The organism is Nitrobacter sp. CN101 (assembly GCF_055390255.1).
Genome location: NZ_AP038833.1, coordinates 1,687,382 through 1,706,774 on the forward strand (window position 1 = coordinate 1,687,382; position 19,393 = coordinate 1,706,774).

The window sequence follows — 19,393 nt, forward strand, 5'->3', positions numbered from 1 at the left end:
ATCGCCGTTATGCCCGGTTCCTTACAGCGTGATTTAAATTGGCGGCGGTTTTCGAAAAGCGCTGTGGCTGAAGGCCGGCACCAATGTGCAGGAGCGTCTCCGTTCCGGTTATTTCGGCGGCTTCAAATCGCTGCCGGCGATCCAGCTCTTCCGTGGGAGTCATCGAGCCGGGAAGGGAGTCGCACTTCGGGTAGACGAATGCTCGACGCCGCGAGCGTTACCGGTAGATATGATTGTATGCGGGATCGGTTACGGCTTTCCGTTAACCTCTCCGCGAGCCTTTGTTCCATTGTGCCCAGCGCGCCTTTGCCTCTCTCCACTCGTTGATAACGCGCCTCGTTTAACAGACACATTCACATCAAGCAGTAGCGCTTCGCGCTTCGCACTGCGTCGTTGATCTCGGCGGCCAACTGGGCCTCGCCCATTTGATGAAGGTTACCGGCCAGCGCCGAAGCTTGAGCCGAACTCATGGAGAGCGGCTCATCGTCGGCGTAGCAGAACTTGATGCGCCAAAGCCCTTCCTGATTTCGATGCGGCTCGATCAGGATTATCGGAAGATCTGGTAATCCGTTTTCAAAAAATAGCACCGACAGCGCGCCCGTCATGGCATCTCACTAAATTCGTCGGGGATCTGTCCTTCCCGATAAAAGATCGCCGGCTTCTCGTCATAGTCACCGGTTTCATCATCAGAGGTTATGGAGAAGGCAACGACGCCTGCCTTGGACAGTGCGAGCCTCTGCGCGGTTCGACGGGCGCCCTCAGCTGATCGACACACAATCGGCCTGTCTGGCTTCAACTGATCGCCTTTTGCGGCATTAAAGGCCTGCACGAGAAATTGCGTTTGCGACGACATTCCATGAGCGTGCGCCCTTTCTGGTCCAATAGCTATTCATTTGTTCTGAGTCTTTCCTCATAACGCAGGGTGCCCAAATGTGGATTGGACCGGCCCTTGTATTTTCCCTAAGTGACCATAGATGGGTGAGGTTCGAACTGTCGCTCTGGCTTGTTGACCGCGCCGAAACCGGCTCCACTCCCCAAGACATCGCTGAACTCGGATCAAGCTTGCACGGATGTCGTGCGAGCGAACGCGCTTTTGCGTATCTTGGAGATGACAAATGGCAACTGGAACAGTGAAGTGGTTCAACGCGACAAAGGGCTTCGGCTTCATTCAGCCTGACGGTGGCGGGCAGGATATCTTCGTTCATATCAGCGCGGTCGAACGCGCTGGCTTGAGCTCCCTCGACGAGGGCCAGAAGGTTTCGTTCGAAGCTAAGACCGACAGCATGCGCGGCAAGACCAGCGCTGAAAACCTTCGCGTCGATTAATTCGCCGATTTGGGGTGCCACGGATGTACTGGGACCTTTAGATCGGTTGCGTGTCCTCGTTCAGAGGTGTGCTCATGTTATCGAAGCGCGATGAAGACCGCCGGCCACAAAGCCGGCGGTGTTTTTGCTCGTGCGGCGTTTGCACCTTAGATCAGCAGCTATTGAAAGAGCTGAACACGAAACGTTCAACGGCAGCGCTGGCTTGGAATTCCGCCGCAATTGGACTTGTAAAAACGTAAAAACTCAGTCGCGACATGTCCATTGAATGCGGACGATAGGATCTCGTTGCTGCAATATGAGCCGCGATGCTGGAATCGCGAATCGGTACACAAAACGCGATCCCCACAAATCAGGTAGCCATGAAAACCTTTAAGCATAAGCCGAACGAAACTCAATTGTTGGAGGAGCTTCGGCCTCGGAATGCTCAGCGCGCGGACATTATCCCGACTGAGGGTTTTGCAATGGTCGTGGACGGAAAGCTCAAGGGTAACTTTTCCGATGAGCAAGCCGCCAAAGCGGCCGGTGAGGAACTTCTAGAAAAATTTCCGATGCTCCGCGTGGAAGTGTATAACGCGGAAACGAAGGTCCGCACCAAGGTCGATGCCGTAAGTTAATGGTCTTCATCGAGTTTATCCCGCTTCGCCGTATCGGTCTTTAGGGCAGAGAGGACCGGCTTCCAGCCTGCCACATCTCCGACTTGGGCGTTGCTTGTTCGACCTTGCGAAATGATTCTGATCAGCCGTTTTTGAATCTCGCCGAAGAAACCGCACATCGCCCGCCGCAAGCGCAAAGCCCGTTCGTGAAGTTCTGGGTTTGACTCTATTTCGTTCTCAAGAACGAATCCGGTCTACGGAAAAGCAGCGACGGCCATTGTTAATAAATCGTTCTGGAAAGGGCGACGGTCCTCCCTCGCATACGGCGCTAACCGTGCAGCCGGAAAGGCGCGAATGCTTCAGACTTTCTTCCACGGCGGGCTATGGTCCCGCCCTCGATCAGCACCGTGGAACGGCACTTCTCCAGTGCGCGAGGAACTATTTGGTGTCGAACGCCTGGAACGGCATGCGGAAAGCTTGGCCGCAGCGCAGCAGGTCACGACGCGACCGCCGCCAGTCAGATCTCTGCAGGCGCGGCTGAGTGAAAATGCCGCTGCCTTATTGGCGGCCTATCGCATCTGCGCTTCCGATCTCGAAAGCGGCCGAGGCGTGGTTCCCGCGGCGGAATGGCTGCTGGACAACTATCACCTGGTCGAAGAGCAGATCCGCGAAGTCCGAGCTGATCTGCCACCCGGCTATTACCGGCAGCTGCCCAAACTAGCTGACGGTCCGTTTGTTGGATATCCGCGCGTATTCGGCTTGGCCTGGGCTTTTGTCGCCCACACAGACAGCCACATCGACCTAGAGATATTGCGCCGGTTCATTGCAGCCTATCAGCAGGTTCAGCCGCTTACGATCGGCGAGTTGTGGGCCGTTGCGATCACCCTTCGCATCGTCCTCATCGAGAACCTGCGACGATTGGCAGACCAGATCGTCGCGGGACGCGGAGAACGCGCGGATGCAGATCGACTCGCCGACAGGCTTCTGGAATCAGGAGGTGCGCAATCCGCGCTCGACGCTGATATCGGCGCGCGTTTGAGTGCGCCCCTGTCGGAGGTGTACGCAGCGCAACTCGCCAAGCGCCTGAGGGATCAGGATCCGAGAACAACTCCCGCGCTCGGCTTGCTCGCGGAGCGGCTCCGTCTGCAGGAGTCCTCGATCGAGGATGTCGTGCAGAATGCCCAGCACAGGCTGGGCGCGTCCAACGTTTCCGTCCGCAACGTTATCACCAGCATGCGGCTGATCTCCGACATCGACTGGGCGGACCTGTTCGAGAGCCTCAGTCTCGTTGATAAGCGGCTTCGCGTTGGAAGCGCGTTTGCCGCGATGGATTTCCCAACCCGCAATCTTTACCGAAGCGCGATCGAAGAACTCGCCCGCGGCTCGCTATCGTCCGAGATCGAGGTTGCCGAGCAGGTGTTGTTGGTATCCTCCGGGGCGGCCGCGCAAGCACATGATCCCAAGGAGCGCGAGAGAGTTGGGGATCCCGGCTATCATCTGATCGCCGAGGGGCGCCGTGCGTTCGAACGGACGATCGGCTTCAAGCCGGGTGTCCGACTGCGGATCAGCCGTCTTAGCCTGCGCCCTGGCATCATCGGTTACGTTGGGGTCATCCTGTCGGTCACCGCGGCGCTGCTGGCCCTCGGTTTATGGACGCTTTCGGCTTCGGGCCTCGACGCCAACTGGGTTGTCTTGTTTGCACTGTGGGGATTCTTGCCGACGACCGAGGTGGCAACCGCACTGGTCAACCGTGCGATCACCTGGAGCTTCGGTGCGACCACCCTGCCTGGGCTAGAACTCGCTGAGGGTGTCCCGAAATCGTTTCGGACGCTGATTGCCGTTCCGACGCTGTTGACGAATGAAGTCGATCTCATGGAGCAGGTCGACCGGCTTGAAGTCCATTATCTCGCCGGCTCCGGCGGAGATCTGACCTTCGCTCTTCTTTCGGACGGCGTCGATGCTGACCGGGAGATCGTCGCCAGCGACGCACATCCGCTCGGGGTCGCGGCCGAGGCGATCGCACGTCTAAACCGTCATTATGGCCCAGGACCGGATGGCGACCGTTTCCTCCTTCTGCATCGTCGCCGCGTATTCAACGCCCGCGAGAACGTGTGGATGGGATGGGAGCGCAAGCGCGGCAAGCTGCACGAACTCAACCGGCTTCTGCGTGGGGCTCCCGACACAACCTTCGTGGCGGTGGCGGGCAAGGCACCTCGTGTTCCGGACAATGTCCGCTTCGTCATCACCCTCGATGCCGACACCAGACTGCCGCGCGATGCCGCTCGCCGCCTGGTCGGTAAGATGGCTCACCCGGTGAACCGGCCGCAGTTCAGTGAACGCGAGCGGAGGGTCATTAGCGGCTACGCGATCATCCAGCCCCGCGTCACACCCGCGCTACCGCTCGGCCGTGAGGGGTCTGTCTATCAAAGAGTGTCTTCCGGACCCGCAGGTATAGACCCGTATGCGGCGGCGATCTCCGACGTCTACCAGGACCTATTTGGCGAGGGTACCTACACCGGTAAGGGCATCTATGACGTCGATGCATTCGAGGCGGCGCTCGCCGGGCGCGTGCCTGACAATGCCCTCCTCAGCCACGATCTCTTCGAGGGTGTTTTTGCTCGCGCGGGCCTCGCGTCCGACATCGAGGTCGTCGAGGAGTTTCCGAATCGATACAACGTTGCTGCCAAGCGCCAGCATCGTTGGGTGCGTGGCGACTGGCAGCTCTTGCCCTGGATCGTTGGTCGCGGCGGGACGATGCCACTCCTTGGTCGCTTAAGGATGCTTGACAATCTAAGGCGCTCGCTGCTTGCGCCGACCACGCTGATGGCGGTCGTCTTCTGCTGGTTGCTGCCGATGCCGGCTGCCATCGTCGGGCTCCTGCTCGTCCTCGCCACCGTCGCCATCCCGGCATTCCTCCCGAGCGTCTTCTCGGTCCTGCCACGTCGCGCCGGGCTTCGCGTGCGCAACCATCTCGGCGCGCTTGCCGGAGGTCTCCGCCTCGCCGCCGCCCAGACGTCGTTCACGGTCGCCTTTTTGCCCGACCATGCGCAACGGGCGGCAGACGCCATCGCCAGAACCCTGCTGCGACTGTTCGTGACTCGCCGTCATCTCCTCGAATGGACTACGGCAGCGAAATCGACGGCGGCGGCTCGGCTGGGCATGGGCGGCTTCTATCGCGGGATGGCAGGCGGCGTGGTGCTCGGCTTGGCCCTGGCGTCGCTCACGCTGGCGGCTGTTCCGGCATCCTGGCCGCTCGTCCTGCCTTTCGTACTGCTGTGGGCATGTGCGCCGGCACTCGCCTTCCGGATCAGCCGGGCGCCGCCGATCGCGCGGCGGCTTTCGATTTCGCCGGCAGATGCGACCGACTTGCGCCTCATCGCGCGCCGCACCTGGCGCTATTTCGAGACGTTCGTGACGCCGGACGACAACATGCTGCCGCCCGACAACTTCCAGGAAGATCCGAAGCCCGCGCTCGCGCACCGCACCTCGCCCACCAACATCGGACTTTATCTCCTGTCCGCGGTCGCCGCCCGCGACTTCGGCTGGGCGGGAACGACCGAGACCGTTGAGCGCCTCGAGGCTACGCTCGGCTCGATGCGGAAACTCGCCCAGTTCAAGGGGCACTTCTTCAACTGGTACGATACGCGGGATCTGCGCCCGCTCGACCCGGCTTATGTCTCGTCGGTCGACAGTGGCAATCTCGCTGGCCATCTGATTGCGCTCGCCAATGCCTGCGAAGAATGGATGGATCCGACGTGCATGCCGGATGCGAGAGTCGGGATGAACGATGCCCTCCGACTGGCGCGCGAGGCTGCGGAAGCTCTGCCGACGAACGCGGGGGGCAGGGGGCACTCGCTCTTCGCCGCTTTTGACGATATCGAGACCCGGTTGAATGGGGCTGAGGCAATCGAACGGATAGCCGCCTCCCTGAACCGGCTTACCGAAAAGGCAGCCGCGGCCGCTCGCAGCGTTACGCCCATTTCTGAGGACTGCGACACACCGGATCTCCTGTTCTGGATCGGGGCATTGAAGAGGATTGGGCTCGAATTTTTGCGCGATCGTCCCGGACTTGCCGACCCCGCCCGCCCTCTGAACGGGCGGTTGAAGGCGCTCGCCAACACAGCGCGCGAAATGGCGCTGGCAATGGATTTCGCTTTTCTCCTCGATCCCGATCGGAAGCTGCTTTCGATCGGCTATTCGCTTGCCGACAATGGCCTTGACTCGAGCTGCTACGACCTTCTCGCGTCCGAAGCGCGGCTCGCGAGCCTGTTTGCGATCGCCAAGGGCGACGTCCCGACAAAGCACTGGTTCCGCCTCGGCCGTGCGGTAACGCCGCTTGGTGGCGGCGCGGCGCTGGTCTCCTGGTCGGGGTCAATGTTCGAATACCTGATGCCGTCGCTGGTGATGCGCGCGCCCGACGACAGTCTGCTCGGGCAGACCGGCCATCTGGTTGTGAAACGTCAGCAGGCGTATGGCCGATCCCTTGGGGTTCCCTGGGGCGTTTCAGAATCGGCCTACAACGCTCGCGACATCGAATTCACCTATCAATATTCCAACTTCGGCGTGCCCGGCCTCGGCCTCAAGCGCGGGCTCTCGGCGAACGCCGTGATCGCGCCCTACGCCACGGCGCTGGCGGCCATGGTCGATCCGGCGGGCGCGGAAGCGAACTACGTCCGGCTTGCGGCGATGGGCGCTCGGGGCCGCTACGGCTTTTATGAGTCTCTCGATTTCACCCGCTCGCGTCTGCCGGCGGGTGAGAACGTCGCGATCGTGCGCGCCTTTATGGCGCATCACCAGGGCATGACCATCGTCGCCATCGCCAACACCCTGGACGATGGCTGTATGCGCGCCAGGTTCCATCGCGAGCCTATGATAAAGGCCAGCGAGCTTCTGTTGCAGGAGCGCATACCAATGGAGGTTGCGATTGTGCATCCCCGCGCTGAGGAGGTGAAGTCACCCCCTCCGGGGACGGTCACCGAGGCCGTGACCGTACGCCGCCTTTCGGCATCGACGGGCGGCCCGCCGGTCACGCATCTGCTTTCGAACGGACGCTACGCCGTGATGCTGACCGCGACCGGAGGCGGCTACAGTCGCTGGCGAGACATCGCGGTGACGCGCTGGCGGGAGGACACGACTCGCGACAACTGGGGATCATTCCTTTTTCTCAAAGACGGCCGAAGTGGGAAAATTTGGTCGGTAGGCGCACGGTCCGACGGCAGCGATGCCGATCACGACGAAGTCTTTTTCGGCGAGGACCATGCACAGTTCGTCCACCGCGATGGCAGTCTAACGACGACAACGGACATCCTGGTTTTGAGCGAGGACGATGGCGAGGTCCGCCGCGTCAGCTTGACCAACAAGGGAGGCCGGCCGCGCGAGATCGAGATCACGTCCTACGCGGAGGTGGTGCTGGCGGCGCCGGCCGCTGACAATGCCCATCCGGCTTTTTCCAAGCTGTTCGTTCAGACCGAGCATCTTCCCGAATTCGACGCGCTCCTCGCGACTCGCCGTCCGAGGTCGAACAACGAGCCTCGGCTCTGGGTTGCCCATTTCGCTGTCGTTGAAGGCGAGGTCGCGGCCGATCCGCAATATGAGACCGATCGGGCTCGTTTTCTTGGCCGCGGCCGCGCGGTTGCCGATGCTACCGCTATCCTGGACGGCCATCCGCTTTCGAAAACGGTGGGGACGGTTCTCGATCCGATCTTCTCGCTTAGGCAGCGCGTAATGATTCAACCCGGCAAGATTGCACGGGTCGCCTTCTGGACCGTTGCCGCGTCGTCACGAGACGAACTTTTGGGGCTGATCGACAAGAACCAAGATCGCAGCGCATTCGACCGGGCGAGGACCCTGGCGTGGACTAAGGGACAGGTCCAGCTTCGGCATCTTGGCATCGCCACGGCAGAAGCCGCAGATTTCCAGCGTCTCGCGGCGCCCATCCTCTACGCCGACCCGCGCTTCCGGGTGCCTTCGGAGGCGATCCAGCGCGGAGCGGGCGCCCAGTCTGGCCTGTGGCCCTATGCTATCTCCGGCGACCTGCCGATCGTCGTGCTGCGAATTTACGATATCGAGGACATGGCTCAGATCGCCCAGTTGCTCCGCGCGCACGAGTACTGGCGCATGAAGCGTCTCGCGGTCGATCTCGTCATCGTCAACGAGCACGCCGCTTCCTATATGCAGGACCTGCAGATCGCGATCGAAACCGCAGTGCGCAGCAGCCAGTCGCGACCCCGCGTCGGCGACGTTCCCGCGCAAGGCGCGGTCTATGCGCTCCGTGCCGACCTCATGAACGCCGAGGCCCGATCGCTGCTGCATGCGGTCGCCCGTGTCGTCCTGCACGCATATCGCGGTACGCTCGCCGATCAGCTCGCCCGCCTACGACCGCCGTCGGGCGGATCTTTGCCGCTCAAACATCCAAAACCGAGGGCGGCAATTCCCGCCGCCCAGCAGTCAGCGGCGACGTTGGCGACAGCCGGTCTCGAATTCTTCAATGGTCTAGGCGGCTTTGACAAAGACGGGCGAGAATACGTGACCGTCCTCGACGGTGAGCGCCTGCCGCCCGCACCCTGGATCAACGTAATCGCCAATTCCTGCTTCGGCTTCCAGGTCTCGACGGAGGGAGCCGGCTATACTTGGGCCGGGAACAGCCGCGAAAACCAGTTGACGCAATGGTCGAACGACCCGGTGAGCGACCCTCCCGTCGAGGCGATGTATGTCCGCGATGAGGTCACGGGCGATCTCTGGAGCCCGACGGCACAACCCATCCGAGATGGCGGGCTCTATGTCGCCCGCCATGGCTTCGGCTACAGTCGCTTCGAGCACGAGGCAAACGGCATTGCGCTCGAGCTGCTGCAATTCGTGCCGCTATCCGATCCGGTCAAGATCTCCCGCCTGACACTTAGCAACCGCTCAGGACGCGCCCGGCGGCTGTCGATCACCGCTTATGCCGAGTGGGTGCTTGGCACGTCCCGCGGTGCCTCCGCGCCGTTCATCGTAACGGAGATCGATGCGGTCAGCGGCGCCATTCTCGCCCGCAATCCCTGGAGCACCGCCTTTCCCGGCCGGATCGCCTTCGCCGATCTTGGCGGGCGGCAGACGGCCTGGACGGCCGACCGCGCCGAGTTTGTCGGTCATAATGGTGCACTTGAAGCACCGGCCGCGCTGGTCCATGGCGGAACGCTGTCCGGTGCGGTTGGTGCCGGCTTCGACCCCTGCGCTGCGCTCGCAACGAGCATCGAACTCGGGGCAGGTGAGACGACCGAGATCGTTTGGCTCCTCGGACAATGCGGTTCGGTCGAGGATGCACGCGAGCTGATCGCCCGAACCCGCGAAACCGACCTCGACACCGTGCTGGCATCGGTGGCGGATCATTGGGAGACCCTGCTCGGCGCGGTCCGCGTAAAGACGCCGGACCGGACGATGGACCTCATGCTGAACGGCTGGTTGCTCTATCAGACGCTCGCGTGCCGCGTGCTGGCCCGCTCGGCTTTCTACCAGGCGAGTGGCGCCTACGGCTTTCGCGATCAGCTCCAGGACACCATGGCGCTGTCCTTTGCCGCGCCGGACGAGACGCGCCGCCATCTCCTGCGGGCGGCCGCCCGGCAGTTTATCGAAGGCGACGTCCAGCATTGGTGGTTGCCGCATTCGGGTCAGGGCGTGCGCACACGCATTTCCGACGACCGGGTCTGGCTCGCCTTCGCTGCCGCGACCTATATCACGGCATCCGGCGATACGGCCGCTCTGGACGAGGTTGTGCCGTTTCTTGAGGGAGCGCCTCTTGGTGGCGGAGAGCACGATGCCTTTTTCCAGCCGATGATCGCGAACGAGCGGGCGTCGCTGTTCGAGCATTGCGCCCGCGGGCTCGACCAGTGCCTCGACCTCACCGGCGAGCACGGCCTGCCGCTCATCGGTACGGGCGATTGGAACGACGGTATGAACCGGGTCGGTGAGGACGGCAGGGGCGAGAGCGTATGGCTCGGCTGGCTGCTGGTGCGCACTATCGCGCTCTTTGCTCCATTCGCCGACAGTCGCGGTCCGGGCCGCGCTGACCGCTGGCGGACGCATGCCGCCTCCGTCCAAGCCGCGATCGAGCGCGAGGCCTGGGACGGCGAATGGTATCGCCGGGCTACGTTCGACGACGGGACGTGGCTCGGCTCGAAGGAGAGCGAGGAATGCCGGATCGACTCCATCGCCCAGTCTTGGGCGGTGCTGTCGGAAACCTCCGATTCCGAGCACGCCGCCCGGGCAATGGCGGCACTCGACCGGCATCTCATCCGCCATGACGACGGCCTCGTCCTGCTATTCACGCCACCCTTCGACACGACGCCGCGCGATCCGGGCTACATCAAGGGTTACCCGCCGGGGCTGCGCGAAAATGGCGGGCAATATAGTCACGCTGCCATGTGGGCGATTATGGCGTTCGCGAAGCTAGGGGAGGGCGCATGCGCAGTTGATCTGTTTTCGTTAGCTAACCCCATCAACCACGCGAGGACCCTCGACGAGGTCGAGCGCTACAAGGTCGAGCCTTATGTGGTCGCCGCCGACGTCTACTCCGTGCCTCCCCATACGGGTCGCGGGGGGTGGACTTGGTACACGGGCTCGGCGGCGTGGATGTACCGCGCAGGCGTCGAGAGCATTCTTGGCATTCGCCGCGAGGGTGCGTTTCTCGTCATTGCTCCCTGTATTCCCTCCGCCTGGCCTGGTTTCGAAGCCGCGGTAAAAGTAGCTTCTACGCACTATGATATCTGCGTTCGGAACCTGCCCGGCGCGGGCCGCAATGTGGTTCAAGCTGACCTTGACGGCGAGCCTGTTGGTCGCACAGAGGGTGTTGTGCACGTTCCCTTAGATGGAAAGAAACACGTCCTCGCGATCATTTTGGGGGCGGACAGATTTGATTTGTAGGACAAAGCTGAGCTCGTCCGACCAGCCAGCTATTCGGGCCTGGCCCTGTCATCGCCGCGACATCTTGCTTCCATCGGCGCTGCTCAGGCGCCGCAGCTCGGCGCACATAACAGCAGACGCAGTGGCTCTATTCAGACGCGGCATGCTGGAGCGCGACCCCTACAAACTGAGGGAAATCAAGATTCAGCTTGCCGCAGCACTTGGCCGGAGCAAGTTTGCAGCCAACCCGCTGGATCCTAGGCCACGATCGCTAATCGGTTGCGATACCGAACCTCCCCAAGTCTCTATTGGGATTCGCGCTGAGTTGATGAAGAGAACCGTCACCAAAATTCCCGCTCTTCTTTGAGATCGCGGACAGCAATCTCGCTCGGGTGAGGCGGGTTGAGGAGCCGTAATCGCTCGCTGTCTGCCGCAGCTTATGGCGCGCAAGAGGAAAGGCACCAAGCCTAACCTGGTGCAAGCGACGGATGCGATCGATGTCACCGCTCTTTATGTTTGGACAGCTTGGGCAACTGAGGCGCAAAAACCGAAGACCGACTTCTCAGTTGAATACCGCTTGAGATAGGCCCCGGCACGTTTTCCTGGGAAGTGGCGCGCCGGGAGCCATACCGGATCGGCTCTACAGCGCCAATACGGATATCCACCCTAGGCCTATCCACAAGCATCACAAGGTAATTCGATGACTGTGCGAACCTTTCTCGCGGGCCGCCCTGACGGCGAGCACTTCAGCTAGAGCAACAGCCCGACACGCGGTCACTCGTGAGAGCAGGCGTGTCGGGCCGTACTACCGGGTCGCTCTATAGCGCCAACACGGCTTATCAAGCCTAGGCCTATCCACCAACACCACAAGATAAAATCGACGAGCATGCGAACCTTTCTAGCGGCTGCGTTGCTGTGCGTCCTGATGACCCATTTGGCCGATGCGAGGCCTAGGAATCATCTTGTTGAGATCAACAACATGATCGCTGCTCCGACGGGTTCATGCGGCCCTGCCGTGGGGGTGTGATCAACAGGGAGTCCTTGCGACGCAAGCATTCTCGCGCGTGATCCGTCAGGAGGAAATCACCCACTTGAATACCGTCAGTGGCCTGCCCCTATGAGGTGGTCCGGTTTCAGTCTTAATGCATAATCGGCTTTTCGGCCATTGCTTGCGCTGCTGGCGGAAGCGATCCGGCTGGCTTTGAAGGCCAGGCGATGGCCTCTGGCGCCGGCGGTTTATATCCGAGCGATGAGTGTGGTCGCTCGGTGTTGTAGTAGCGCCGCCATGCCTCGATGATGACCTTGGCCTCGGCGAGGCTGTAGAAGATCTCACCGTTGAGCAGTTCGTCGCGAAGCTTCGAGTTGAAGCTCTCGCAGTAGCCGTTCTCCCAAGGGCTTCCGGGCTCGATGAACGCGGTCTTGGCGCCGACAGCTGCAATCCACTCTCGCACTGCCTTGGCGATGAACTCCGGCCCGTTATCAGAACGAACGTGGCCGGGCACGCCGCGTAGGATGAACAGGTCCGACAAGACGTCGATGACGTCGGTCGAGTTGAGCTTGCGATCAATCCGGATCGCCAGACATTCTCTGGTGAACTCGTCGATGATGTTGAGCATGCGGAACTTCCTGCCATTGTGGGTCCGGCCCTCGACGAAGTCATAGGACCAAACATGGTTTGGATGCTCGGGCCGAAGCCGGACGCACGATCCGTCATTCAGCCAGAGTCTGCCTCTCTTCGGTTGTTTCTGAGGAACCTTCAGCCCCTCCCGCCGCCAGATACGCGCGACACGCTTGGCATTCACCGTCCAACCCTCGGACCGCAGCATCGCCGTGATCCTGCGATAGCCATAGCGGCCGTAGCGTGAGGCCAGACTGATGATGTCGGTCGTCAATGCCTCTTCATCCGGTCGGCTTTGCGGTTTCTTGCGCTGGGTCGAGCGATGCTGGCCCAGAACCTTGCAGGCAAAGCGCTCCGAGACGGAGAACTTCACCATGACATGGTCGACGCAGCGGCGACGGCGGGAAGGGCTCAGAAGTTTCCCGAGGCAGCCTCTTTCAGGATCAGCTTCTCGAGCGTCAGGTCCGACACTGCCTTGCGCAGCCGGTCGTTCTCTTTCTCAAGCTCTTTCAAGCGCTTTACCTGATCGCCCTTCAGGCCACCAAACTCCTTGCGCCACCGGTAATACGTGAACTGCGTCACGCCGATCGAACGAACCGCTTCGCCAACCGATCTGCCTTGTGAAAGCAAAACATCGACCTGGCGCAGCTTCGCGACGATCTCTTCCGCCTTGTGCTTCTTCTGGGGCATTCCAATGTCCTCTCTAACGGCTAATAGCCTAATTCAGGGAGGACCACTTTTCAGGGGGCAGACCACACCCTCAACCAATAGATCAAGGAAAACCGGCGAAGCGTCTTGTTGTACCGTGAGCAAAACCCGCTTGTGCCTGAAGTGAGCAAATACCGCGAAGGTGCATGCAAGGCCCGCTGTAATAGACACAAATGCAATCTGGCCTATCACTTAGGCACCTCCTTCAATGTGGTTGGCTGCTGGCTGCCATCACCCTAGCACGCCGCATACAGAGACATATCGTTAATGATAGGCTTCCCGATCGCTGCTCTCCTTTTATTGACCGATGCGGCCCGTCGAGTTCTACCGCGGTGGACACGGCGGTTAAGCCCATCTCTGCAATTGCGTCTGCGTTGGGCTACTCGGCGCATTCTCGCCGGATTTAGGTGGCGTGCCGCGCCCGGTGAAGACGGAGAGACTGAGTAGCATCACAAGCACTGCAAATAAAGAATCAGGCGTTTCGTGCTTGCCCAAACGTAGGTGTGATATTTGCTCATTATGTCGGCGCCCGAAGGCCTGGGGACGACAGCCACTGGTCGATGTGCGACGCTGTTTCAGCCTGGCGTGCTTCTCGGATTAGCCGCTCTCGCTCAACGCCGAGCTGAGTACCGCGCGCCTCTTTACGCAGACGCTGAGCTTCATCGTTGAGACGTTGATAGAGCGATTTTGGATTCGGTAGAAAGCGAGATCGAGTCTGCATGGCGTGGCTCCTTTTTTGGCAGGAGACGGAAGCGCAACGCTCTCAGTCACCGATAAATGCAGAGGCCTGGACTGCGAAGCGAGGGCGAGCGCTGATAACGATGTAAGCACCGTCATTATGCGGCTTTGTGGCGAAAAAGCCTGACTAAAAGGAAGGCTTGACGCGTTAGCCGCACGGAATGGATGCTTCGGTCGTCCACCTGGCGTTGCACTTAGTGCAGTACCATTCGTTGGTGACGATATGAGGCGAATATCGCGAGTTCATGGGTGCTGTTACGGTATTCCCACAAGCGCAGGTATCAGTCCCTTCGGGGCGCGATCTTCGGACGGGTATCTCACGGGCGGCACGATTTGCCCATCTGCGCTCCGAGCTTCTCTGAAGATGAATCGGATAGACCATGGCGTACATAGCTTGCTCCCTTTGTGGGCGGGAGCACAGGAGCGTCTCTCTGTCGCCAGTGCCGGTTGGATAGCGTTGCTGGCAATAATAACTATATGGGCAGTCCCACCGATCAAAACTAGAGCCGCACAAAAGAAAAGAAGGTATTATGGTCGAGTTTGGTGGGCAGACGCCCCGTCGCGGAAGGCTGCACCAATATTCTTAGGGGCGATGTAAATAATCCTGATTTGGAAGAGTAACCTTATGCCAGTTGGGGGTTTGGCTATTGGGGGTGTTGCCCATGGCACCCCGCCTGTGGCGGTCTCGGCATTTGCAGGCTGCCGGGGCCGTCGCTTGGTCTTGTAGAGTCCAGTCCGAAAGCCTTTCCCCGCGCCCCCTGTGATAGACTGACCTCAAGACAGGAGGAGGCAAGTCATGACAGAACGCCGCGAACTATATCGAAGCCCAAATGGCGATTCCTGGTACTTAGGTCGCGAGCCGACAGACGGGCATGCCTTTATCATTCACCAGCCTAATTCCCCATCCGGCGGACGGTTGTCGCATATTGAACTGGGAGAATTCCTACGGAGTGGGAAAGGTCCAGAACAGCAGGCATTGCTCCGTTTGATTGGGACACTCGTCGAAGTGCCGCCATACGCTTAATGCATTGCTCGGGCGGGATTTTCTATTTATGAGTTGGCAACTGTCCATCTAGCCAGTCTTGCTCCTCGGGAAGTGCGAGCCAGGCATGCGTCTGTAGCGGTTCTTCGAAGGCAGGTCCTTCGCATCGTCGGCGAGTTCACCGCAGTTGCGAGCGTTCGCTCGGTGTCTGTCATGGAAGCGGCCTCAAAAATCCGATGTTGGCTTGTTTGCCGAAGTTCGACACCGACATTTCGGTGTGGCGACGCATCCTCTCGCCGGGGTTCAATACTGTCATTTTGCACCATGGCATCGCGTCCGGATCGACGGGTATTATCACCTCGTCCACACGCATCTTACGACCATCGCGCGCGATCCATTCAGAGCCAATCTCAGGTATCATCTCTCTCTCTAAAGTCCGAACCGAATGTGGTGTCAGGTGTGGGTAAGCCGCTCTTCAATGACCAGCGCACGGGCGTCGTATTCAAGCGCAAGGGAGCTCAGGCTGGCTATGGTTTTAGGATCCACCCCGGTCTTAGCGAGTCGGCGGCATTTGGCAGCTTGGTCGCGCAGATCGGAGCTTTCTGTCATGGCCTACAAGTCAAGGCTACCAGCATCGTTCCAACTTCATTCTGGTGGTTTCAACTTGTAGTCAGGGAAGATGCTAGCCCAAGGGCGATCCAGCTAGAAGCGAGGCGAGTACTGTTGAGAAAAATGAGGACGTTCGCATGATCGTTCCGTTTTAGGTGAAGATGAATACGAAATGTATCGTCGGAAAATTTCCAACGCCGGAGGAGGTTGCTGGTTATTTGCCAGACAAGACGTATTGAAGTGCGCGGCCTATCAGCCAGGTAATCAGAGCGCCAATACTTGCGAAGACAGCCGGAAACCAAGCCATCTCGTGGTCGTTTGGATTTCCGCTTTGCCATAAGACGATAGAGATGAGTCCGCCGAATAAGACGGCAATGCCAGCTAGAATGCAGCCAGCCCAGTAGAGAACATTTCCCACCCTCTTACTCATCTAGGCACCATGTTTTTGACTCTGGCTCAGCCGAAGCCAAATGCGAAAGCTGCTTTCAACAGCACAACGACGAAGAGTGATCCGGCCACCGACATCAAGGCGACTTCGTAGAGGCTTTTGGGGTTTTTGAACATCAGTTCACATACCGCGCCCGATGAATCCAAGCAATCGCATCGCGGGAATCCGAGGCCGTCGTAGTGGGGCTGAAAGGGGAAGAGAAAGGCTTAGCTTTCGGCTTCTTCCTTGAATTCAATCTTCGCTACTATTTCGTTCATCGCGTAATGTACGAATTGCTGCCCTATGCCCGTCAATTCGTATGGTTCGATATCATCAAAAGTTGAGACGCTGGTTTTCGAGCCTTGTCCAGGGGGTGAGCGCGTTGACGGTTGTTTCCTTAGAAAATTTCCGGCGTGGTCTGTAGGGCGATGCTGACGGATTACACTTCCAAGGCTGAGATCTCGAATAAGCATTTTGAAAAGGTCCTGTCCCTGTCGCAAACCACATCCGGCTGGCGGTTGATCAAGAATCCCGCGATGCTGGTGCTCGATGTTGGATTTGTGCAGACTGATCTTTGGAATGGTGATCGACCTGCTGCGGTCGCGAGTTGCACTTGAGGCAGAAATTCTGGTCTTGAGGCAACAAATCAATGTGCTGCGGCGAACTCGTCCCAGGAGACCTCCCTTCATCTCGGTTGACCGACTGATATTGGGAGGTGTCTGCCGGAAATTTGCGAGCCGATTGACAGCGTGGCTCTTCAACTGTCCGGGCACACGCACGGAGGACTGATTCTGGGGATCGACCGGTCGGTTGCCCCGCGCTCGTCTTTCTGCGCGCAAGAGCACTCGCCTTTCTATTCGGCCTTTCTGAGGGCGGCAGCCAAACAAAAGCCCCGCCAGCTACCGAAGTAACTGACGGGGCTTTGAGATGATATTTCGGTGGATTTCTCCCTCCTCGTATCATTCAAATTGACAATGCTTGCGCCACAAAGACGTTCCAGCAGAACCAACATTTTTTTCGAATTGTTTAGGGGGTATGCGCCAATAAGCCGACCAGTTGCTCATGGCTCGAAACCACTATCGTCACCCACGGCGCCTCCAGAAACCGGAATCCCGGTGCGCATCCTGCCGTGCTGCCACACGCTTTCGGGCGACCCTTCTGGTGGTCTCCACGTTGCCGCCGATGTAGTCACGCCGCGTGGAACGACGGTCTGGTTTACGGCGCTCGAAAACTTCCCGCCGGCGTCGAACGCCGGTTACGACGACAATGCCGATTACTCGTCCGAAGCCTTCAACGCTCTCGCGGGCGACAACCTCGCAACCTGGGCGAAACTCGCCGGCTATTCCTCGAATTCCTGCCCTTCGCGGAGGTTGTGCGGAATTTGCGTCAAAACTTCGGCCATCGACTCCCGGATATCCAACCGGACGCCATTTTCGAAATGCGCGACGGAATTTCCGCCTGCTGACTGAACGAAGCGATTGACGCGGCCCAAATTGACCCACGTCCGCGCATTGCTGTCCGCTTCCGTCAGTTCAATGAAAAAGGCCACTCGTTTTTCCTCCTCGCTAGATTGGTTCCTGAATGCCACGTTTGCGCGGTCCTCAACCCGTGTCGACCGTCATCGTTCCAGATAGTGAGCGCGGACGGACCAAGCAAACCCTGAAGAAGGCTATCCGCGACGAAACCGCTACCGCGAAGCTGATCCGCACTGTGGCAGCTTCCAGAATTCCCTGTGTGTACCGAAAACTTAAACACGGGCGTAGCGGTGATGAAGTCCGCCCAGGATGGCGCGTGAACTGATCACACCGGTTCGCTGAACCTGGTCTGCCCCCTGAAAAGTGGTCCTCCCTGAATTAGGCTATTAGCCGTTAGAGAGGACATTGGAATGCCCCAGAAGAAGCACAAGGCGGAAGAGATCGTCGCGAAGCTGCGCCAGGTCGATGTTTTGCTTTCACAAGGCAGATCGGTTGGCGAAGCGGTTCGTTCGATCGGCGTGACGCAGTTCACGTATTACCGGTGGCGCAAGGAGTTTGGTGGCCTGAAGGGCGATCAGGTAAAGCGCTTGAAAGAGCTTGAGAAAGAGAACGACCGGCTGCGCAAGGCAGTGTCGGACCTGACGCTCGAGAAGCTGATCCTGAAAGAGGCTGCCTCGGGAAACTTCTGAGCCCTTCCCGCCGTCGCCGCTGCGTCGACCATGTCATGGTGAAGTTCTCCGTCTCGGAGCGCTTTGCCTGCAAGGTTCTGGGCCAGCATCGCTCGACCCAGCGCAAGAAACCGCAAAGCCGACCGGATGAAGAGGCATTGACGACCGACATCATCAGTCTGGCCTCACGCTACGGCCGCTATGGCTATCGCAGGATCACGGCGATGCTGCGGTCCGAGGGTTGGACGGTGAATGCCAAGCGTGTCGCGCGTATCTGGCGGCGGGAGGGGCTGAAGGTTCCTCAGAAACAACCGAAGAGAGGCAGACTCTGGCTGAATGACGGATCGTGCGTCCGGCTTCGGCCCGAGCATCCAAACCATGTTTGGTCCTATGACTTCGTCGAGGGCCGGACCCACAATGGCAGGAAGTTCCGCATGCTCAACATCATCGACGAGTTCACCAGAGAATGTCTGGCGATCCGGATTGATCGCAAGCTCAACTCGACCGACGTCATCGACGTCTTGTCGGACCTGTTCATCCTACGCGGCGTGCCCGGCCACGTTCGTTCTGATAACGGGCCGGAGTTCATCGCCAAGGCAGTGCGAGAGTGGATTGCAGCTGTCGGCGCCAAGACCGCGTTCATCGAGCCCGGAAGCCCTTGGGAGAACGGCTACTGCGAGAGCTTCAACTCGAAGCTTCGCGACGAACTGCTCAACGGTGAGATCTTCTACAGCCTCGCCGAGGCCAAGGTCATCATCGAGGCATGGCGGCGCTACTACAACACCGAGCGACCACACTCATCGCTCGGATATAAACCGCCGGCGCCAGAGGCCATCGCCTGGCCTTCAAAGCCAGCCGGATCGCTTCCGCCAGCAGCGCAAGCAATGGCCGAAAAGCCGATTATGCATTAAGACTGAAACCGGACCACCTCATAGGGGCAGGCCAAACCGGGCGAGAAACCGGCGCATCCTTGTTCAGGGATCGATGCGTTCGGACGCCGTTGTAATAGTCAGCATAAGATTTGAGTATCCGGCGCAAATGTGCCTCGCCACAGATGATTGCGTGATCGAGACACTCGCGACGGATCGATCCAATCAGCCGTTCGGCAAAGCCATTCTGCCAGGGTGAGGCCGGTTCAATAGGCTTGTCCCGGATGCCCATGGCACGCAGTCGGCGTGTGACGACCGCACCGTAAATGCGATCACGGTCCCGGATCATGTAACCCGGAGCACCGTCCCAAGGGAAAGCCTCGGTGATCTGCCGAGCGATCCACTCCGCCGTCGGGTTGGCTGTGACGTTGATCCAGACGAGATCTCTGCGATCAATCCGTACAATCACGAAGCCGTAAGCAGTTTGAAGCCAATGGTCGGGAC

At 59.7% G+C, this 19,393-nt stretch carries 12 protein-coding genes; 5 read left to right on the plus strand and 7 right to left on the minus strand.

Annotated elements, in window-relative coordinates:
- Positions 1 to 353 precede the first annotated feature (353 nt).
- Positions 354 to 605, minus strand: coding sequence for a hypothetical protein (locus tag ACZ5IL_RS08330; protein WP_464596275.1), 252 nt, complete (start codon positions 603 to 605; stop codon positions 354 to 356).
- Complete coding sequence (locus ACZ5IL_RS08335) at positions 602 to 853, minus strand: hypothetical protein (RefSeq protein WP_309776010.1); 252 nt, start codon at positions 851 to 853, stop codon at positions 602 to 604. The genes ACZ5IL_RS08330 and ACZ5IL_RS08335 overlap by 4 nt, the downstream gene beginning before the upstream one ends.
- Positions 854 to 1,115: 262 nt before the next feature.
- Between ACZ5IL_RS08335 and ACZ5IL_RS08340 the strand changes: the two genes are divergently transcribed.
- The 3 genes from ACZ5IL_RS08340 (at position 1,116) to ACZ5IL_RS08350 (ending at position 10,816) form a co-directional block, all read left to right on the plus strand.
- Entirely contained in the window at positions 1,116 to 1,325 is a 210-nt protein-coding gene (locus ACZ5IL_RS08340) for a cold-shock protein (RefSeq protein ID WP_079447074.1), read from the plus strand.
- Between the two features lie 305 nt (positions 1,326 to 1,630).
- Positions 1,631 to 1,939 carry a hypothetical protein gene (locus tag ACZ5IL_RS08345; protein WP_464596277.1) on the plus strand — a complete coding sequence of 103 codons (309 nt, stop codon included), beginning with the start codon at positions 1,631 to 1,633 and terminating at the stop codon, positions 1,937 to 1,939.
- A 333-nt stretch (positions 1,940 to 2,272) separates the two neighbouring features.
- Positions 2,273 to 10,816 carry a GH36-type glycosyl hydrolase domain-containing protein gene (locus ACZ5IL_RS08350; RefSeq protein WP_464596279.1) on the plus strand — a complete coding sequence of 2,848 codons (8,544 nt, stop codon included), beginning with the start codon at positions 2,273 to 2,275 and terminating at the stop codon, positions 10,814 to 10,816.
- Positions 10,817 to 11,934: 1,118 nt separating this feature from the next.
- Here the strand turns inward: ACZ5IL_RS08350 and ACZ5IL_RS08355 are convergent.
- The 3 genes from ACZ5IL_RS08355 to ACZ5IL_RS08365 all read right to left on the minus strand — a co-directional run bounded on the left by ACZ5IL_RS08355 (position 11,935) and on the right by ACZ5IL_RS08365 (position 15,450).
- Positions 11,935 to 13,103 (minus strand): IS3 family transposase gene (locus ACZ5IL_RS08355; protein WP_464596281.1). Its coding sequence is split into 2 segments (ribosomal slippage): positions 11,935 to 12,839 and positions 12,839 to 13,103, totalling 1,170 coding nucleotides; the frame shifts between segments, so codons are not numbered across the junction.
- 535 nt (positions 13,104 to 13,638) lie between these two features.
- Positions 13,639 to 13,842 (minus strand): hypothetical protein, encoded by a 204-nt coding sequence (locus ACZ5IL_RS08360; protein WP_141385296.1) that lies wholly within the window; start codon positions 13,840 to 13,842, stop codon positions 13,639 to 13,641.
- 1,452 nt (positions 13,843 to 15,294) lie between these two features.
- A complete protein-coding gene (locus ACZ5IL_RS08365) occupies positions 15,295 to 15,450 on the minus strand; it encodes a hypothetical protein (RefSeq protein ID WP_425905625.1) in 156 nt (51 codons plus the stop codon).
- 855 nt (positions 15,451 to 16,305) lie between these two features.
- On the opposite strand from ACZ5IL_RS08365, the gene ACZ5IL_RS08370 reads away from it, so the two are divergent.
- Positions 16,306 to 16,494 carry a hypothetical protein gene (locus tag ACZ5IL_RS08370; protein ID WP_464596284.1) on the plus strand — a complete coding sequence of 63 codons (189 nt, stop codon included), beginning with the start codon at positions 16,306 to 16,308 and terminating at the stop codon, positions 16,492 to 16,494.
- A 722-nt stretch (positions 16,495 to 17,216) separates the two neighbouring features.
- On the opposite strand, the gene ACZ5IL_RS08375 is transcribed toward ACZ5IL_RS08370, so the two are convergent.
- Complete coding sequence (locus tag ACZ5IL_RS08375) at positions 17,217 to 17,426, minus strand: hypothetical protein (RefSeq protein WP_425905624.1); 210 nt, start codon at positions 17,424 to 17,426, stop codon at positions 17,217 to 17,219.
- Positions 17,427 to 17,762: 336 nt separating this feature from the next.
- On the opposite strand from ACZ5IL_RS08375, the gene ACZ5IL_RS08380 reads away from it, so the two are divergent.
- A protein-coding gene (locus tag ACZ5IL_RS08380; RefSeq protein ID WP_464596281.1) for an IS3 family transposase occupies positions 17,763 to 18,931 on the plus strand; the annotation gives its coding sequence in 2 pieces (ribosomal slippage) (positions 17,763 to 18,027 and positions 18,027 to 18,931; 1,170 coding nt in all).
- Here ACZ5IL_RS08380 and ACZ5IL_RS08385 read toward each other — a convergent pair.
- Entirely contained in the window at positions 18,921 to 19,358 is a 438-nt protein-coding gene (locus tag ACZ5IL_RS08385) for an integrase core domain-containing protein (protein WP_464596286.1), read from the minus strand. The two genes, ACZ5IL_RS08380 and ACZ5IL_RS08385, sit on opposite strands and share 11 nt — an antisense overlap.
- Positions 19,359 to 19,393 lie beyond the last annotated feature (35 nt).

What these genes read in the sequence shown, in the direction of transcription:
- ACZ5IL_RS08350 (WP_464596279.1), top strand. Translation starts at nt 2,273, where the DNA reads ATGCTTCAGACTTTCTTCCACGGCGGGCTATGGTCCCGCCCTCGATCA.
- ACZ5IL_RS08370 (WP_464596284.1), top strand. Translation starts at nt 16,306, where the DNA reads ATGCTGACGGATTACACTTCCAAGGCTGAGATCTCGAATAAGCATTTT.
- ACZ5IL_RS08345 (WP_464596277.1), top strand. Translation starts at nt 1,631, where the DNA reads ATGCTGGAATCGCGAATCGGTACACAAAACGCGATCCCCACAAATCAG.
- ACZ5IL_RS08365 (WP_425905625.1), bottom strand. Translation starts at nt 15,450, where the DNA reads ATGACAGAAAGCTCCGATCTGCGCGACCAAGCTGCCAAATGCCGCCGA.
- ACZ5IL_RS08360 (WP_141385296.1), bottom strand. Translation starts at nt 13,842, where the DNA reads ATGCAGACTCGATCTCGCTTTCTACCGAATCCAAAATCGCTCTATCAA.
- ACZ5IL_RS08340 (WP_079447074.1), top strand. Translation starts at nt 1,116, where the DNA reads ATGGCAACTGGAACAGTGAAGTGGTTCAACGCGACAAAGGGCTTCGGC.
- ACZ5IL_RS08335 (WP_309776010.1), bottom strand. Translation starts at nt 853, where the DNA reads ATGTCGTCGCAAACGCAATTTCTCGTGCAGGCCTTTAATGCCGCAAAA.
- ACZ5IL_RS08330 (WP_464596275.1), bottom strand. Translation starts at nt 605, where the DNA reads ATGACGGGCGCGCTGTCGGTGCTATTTTTTGAAAACGGATTACCAGAT.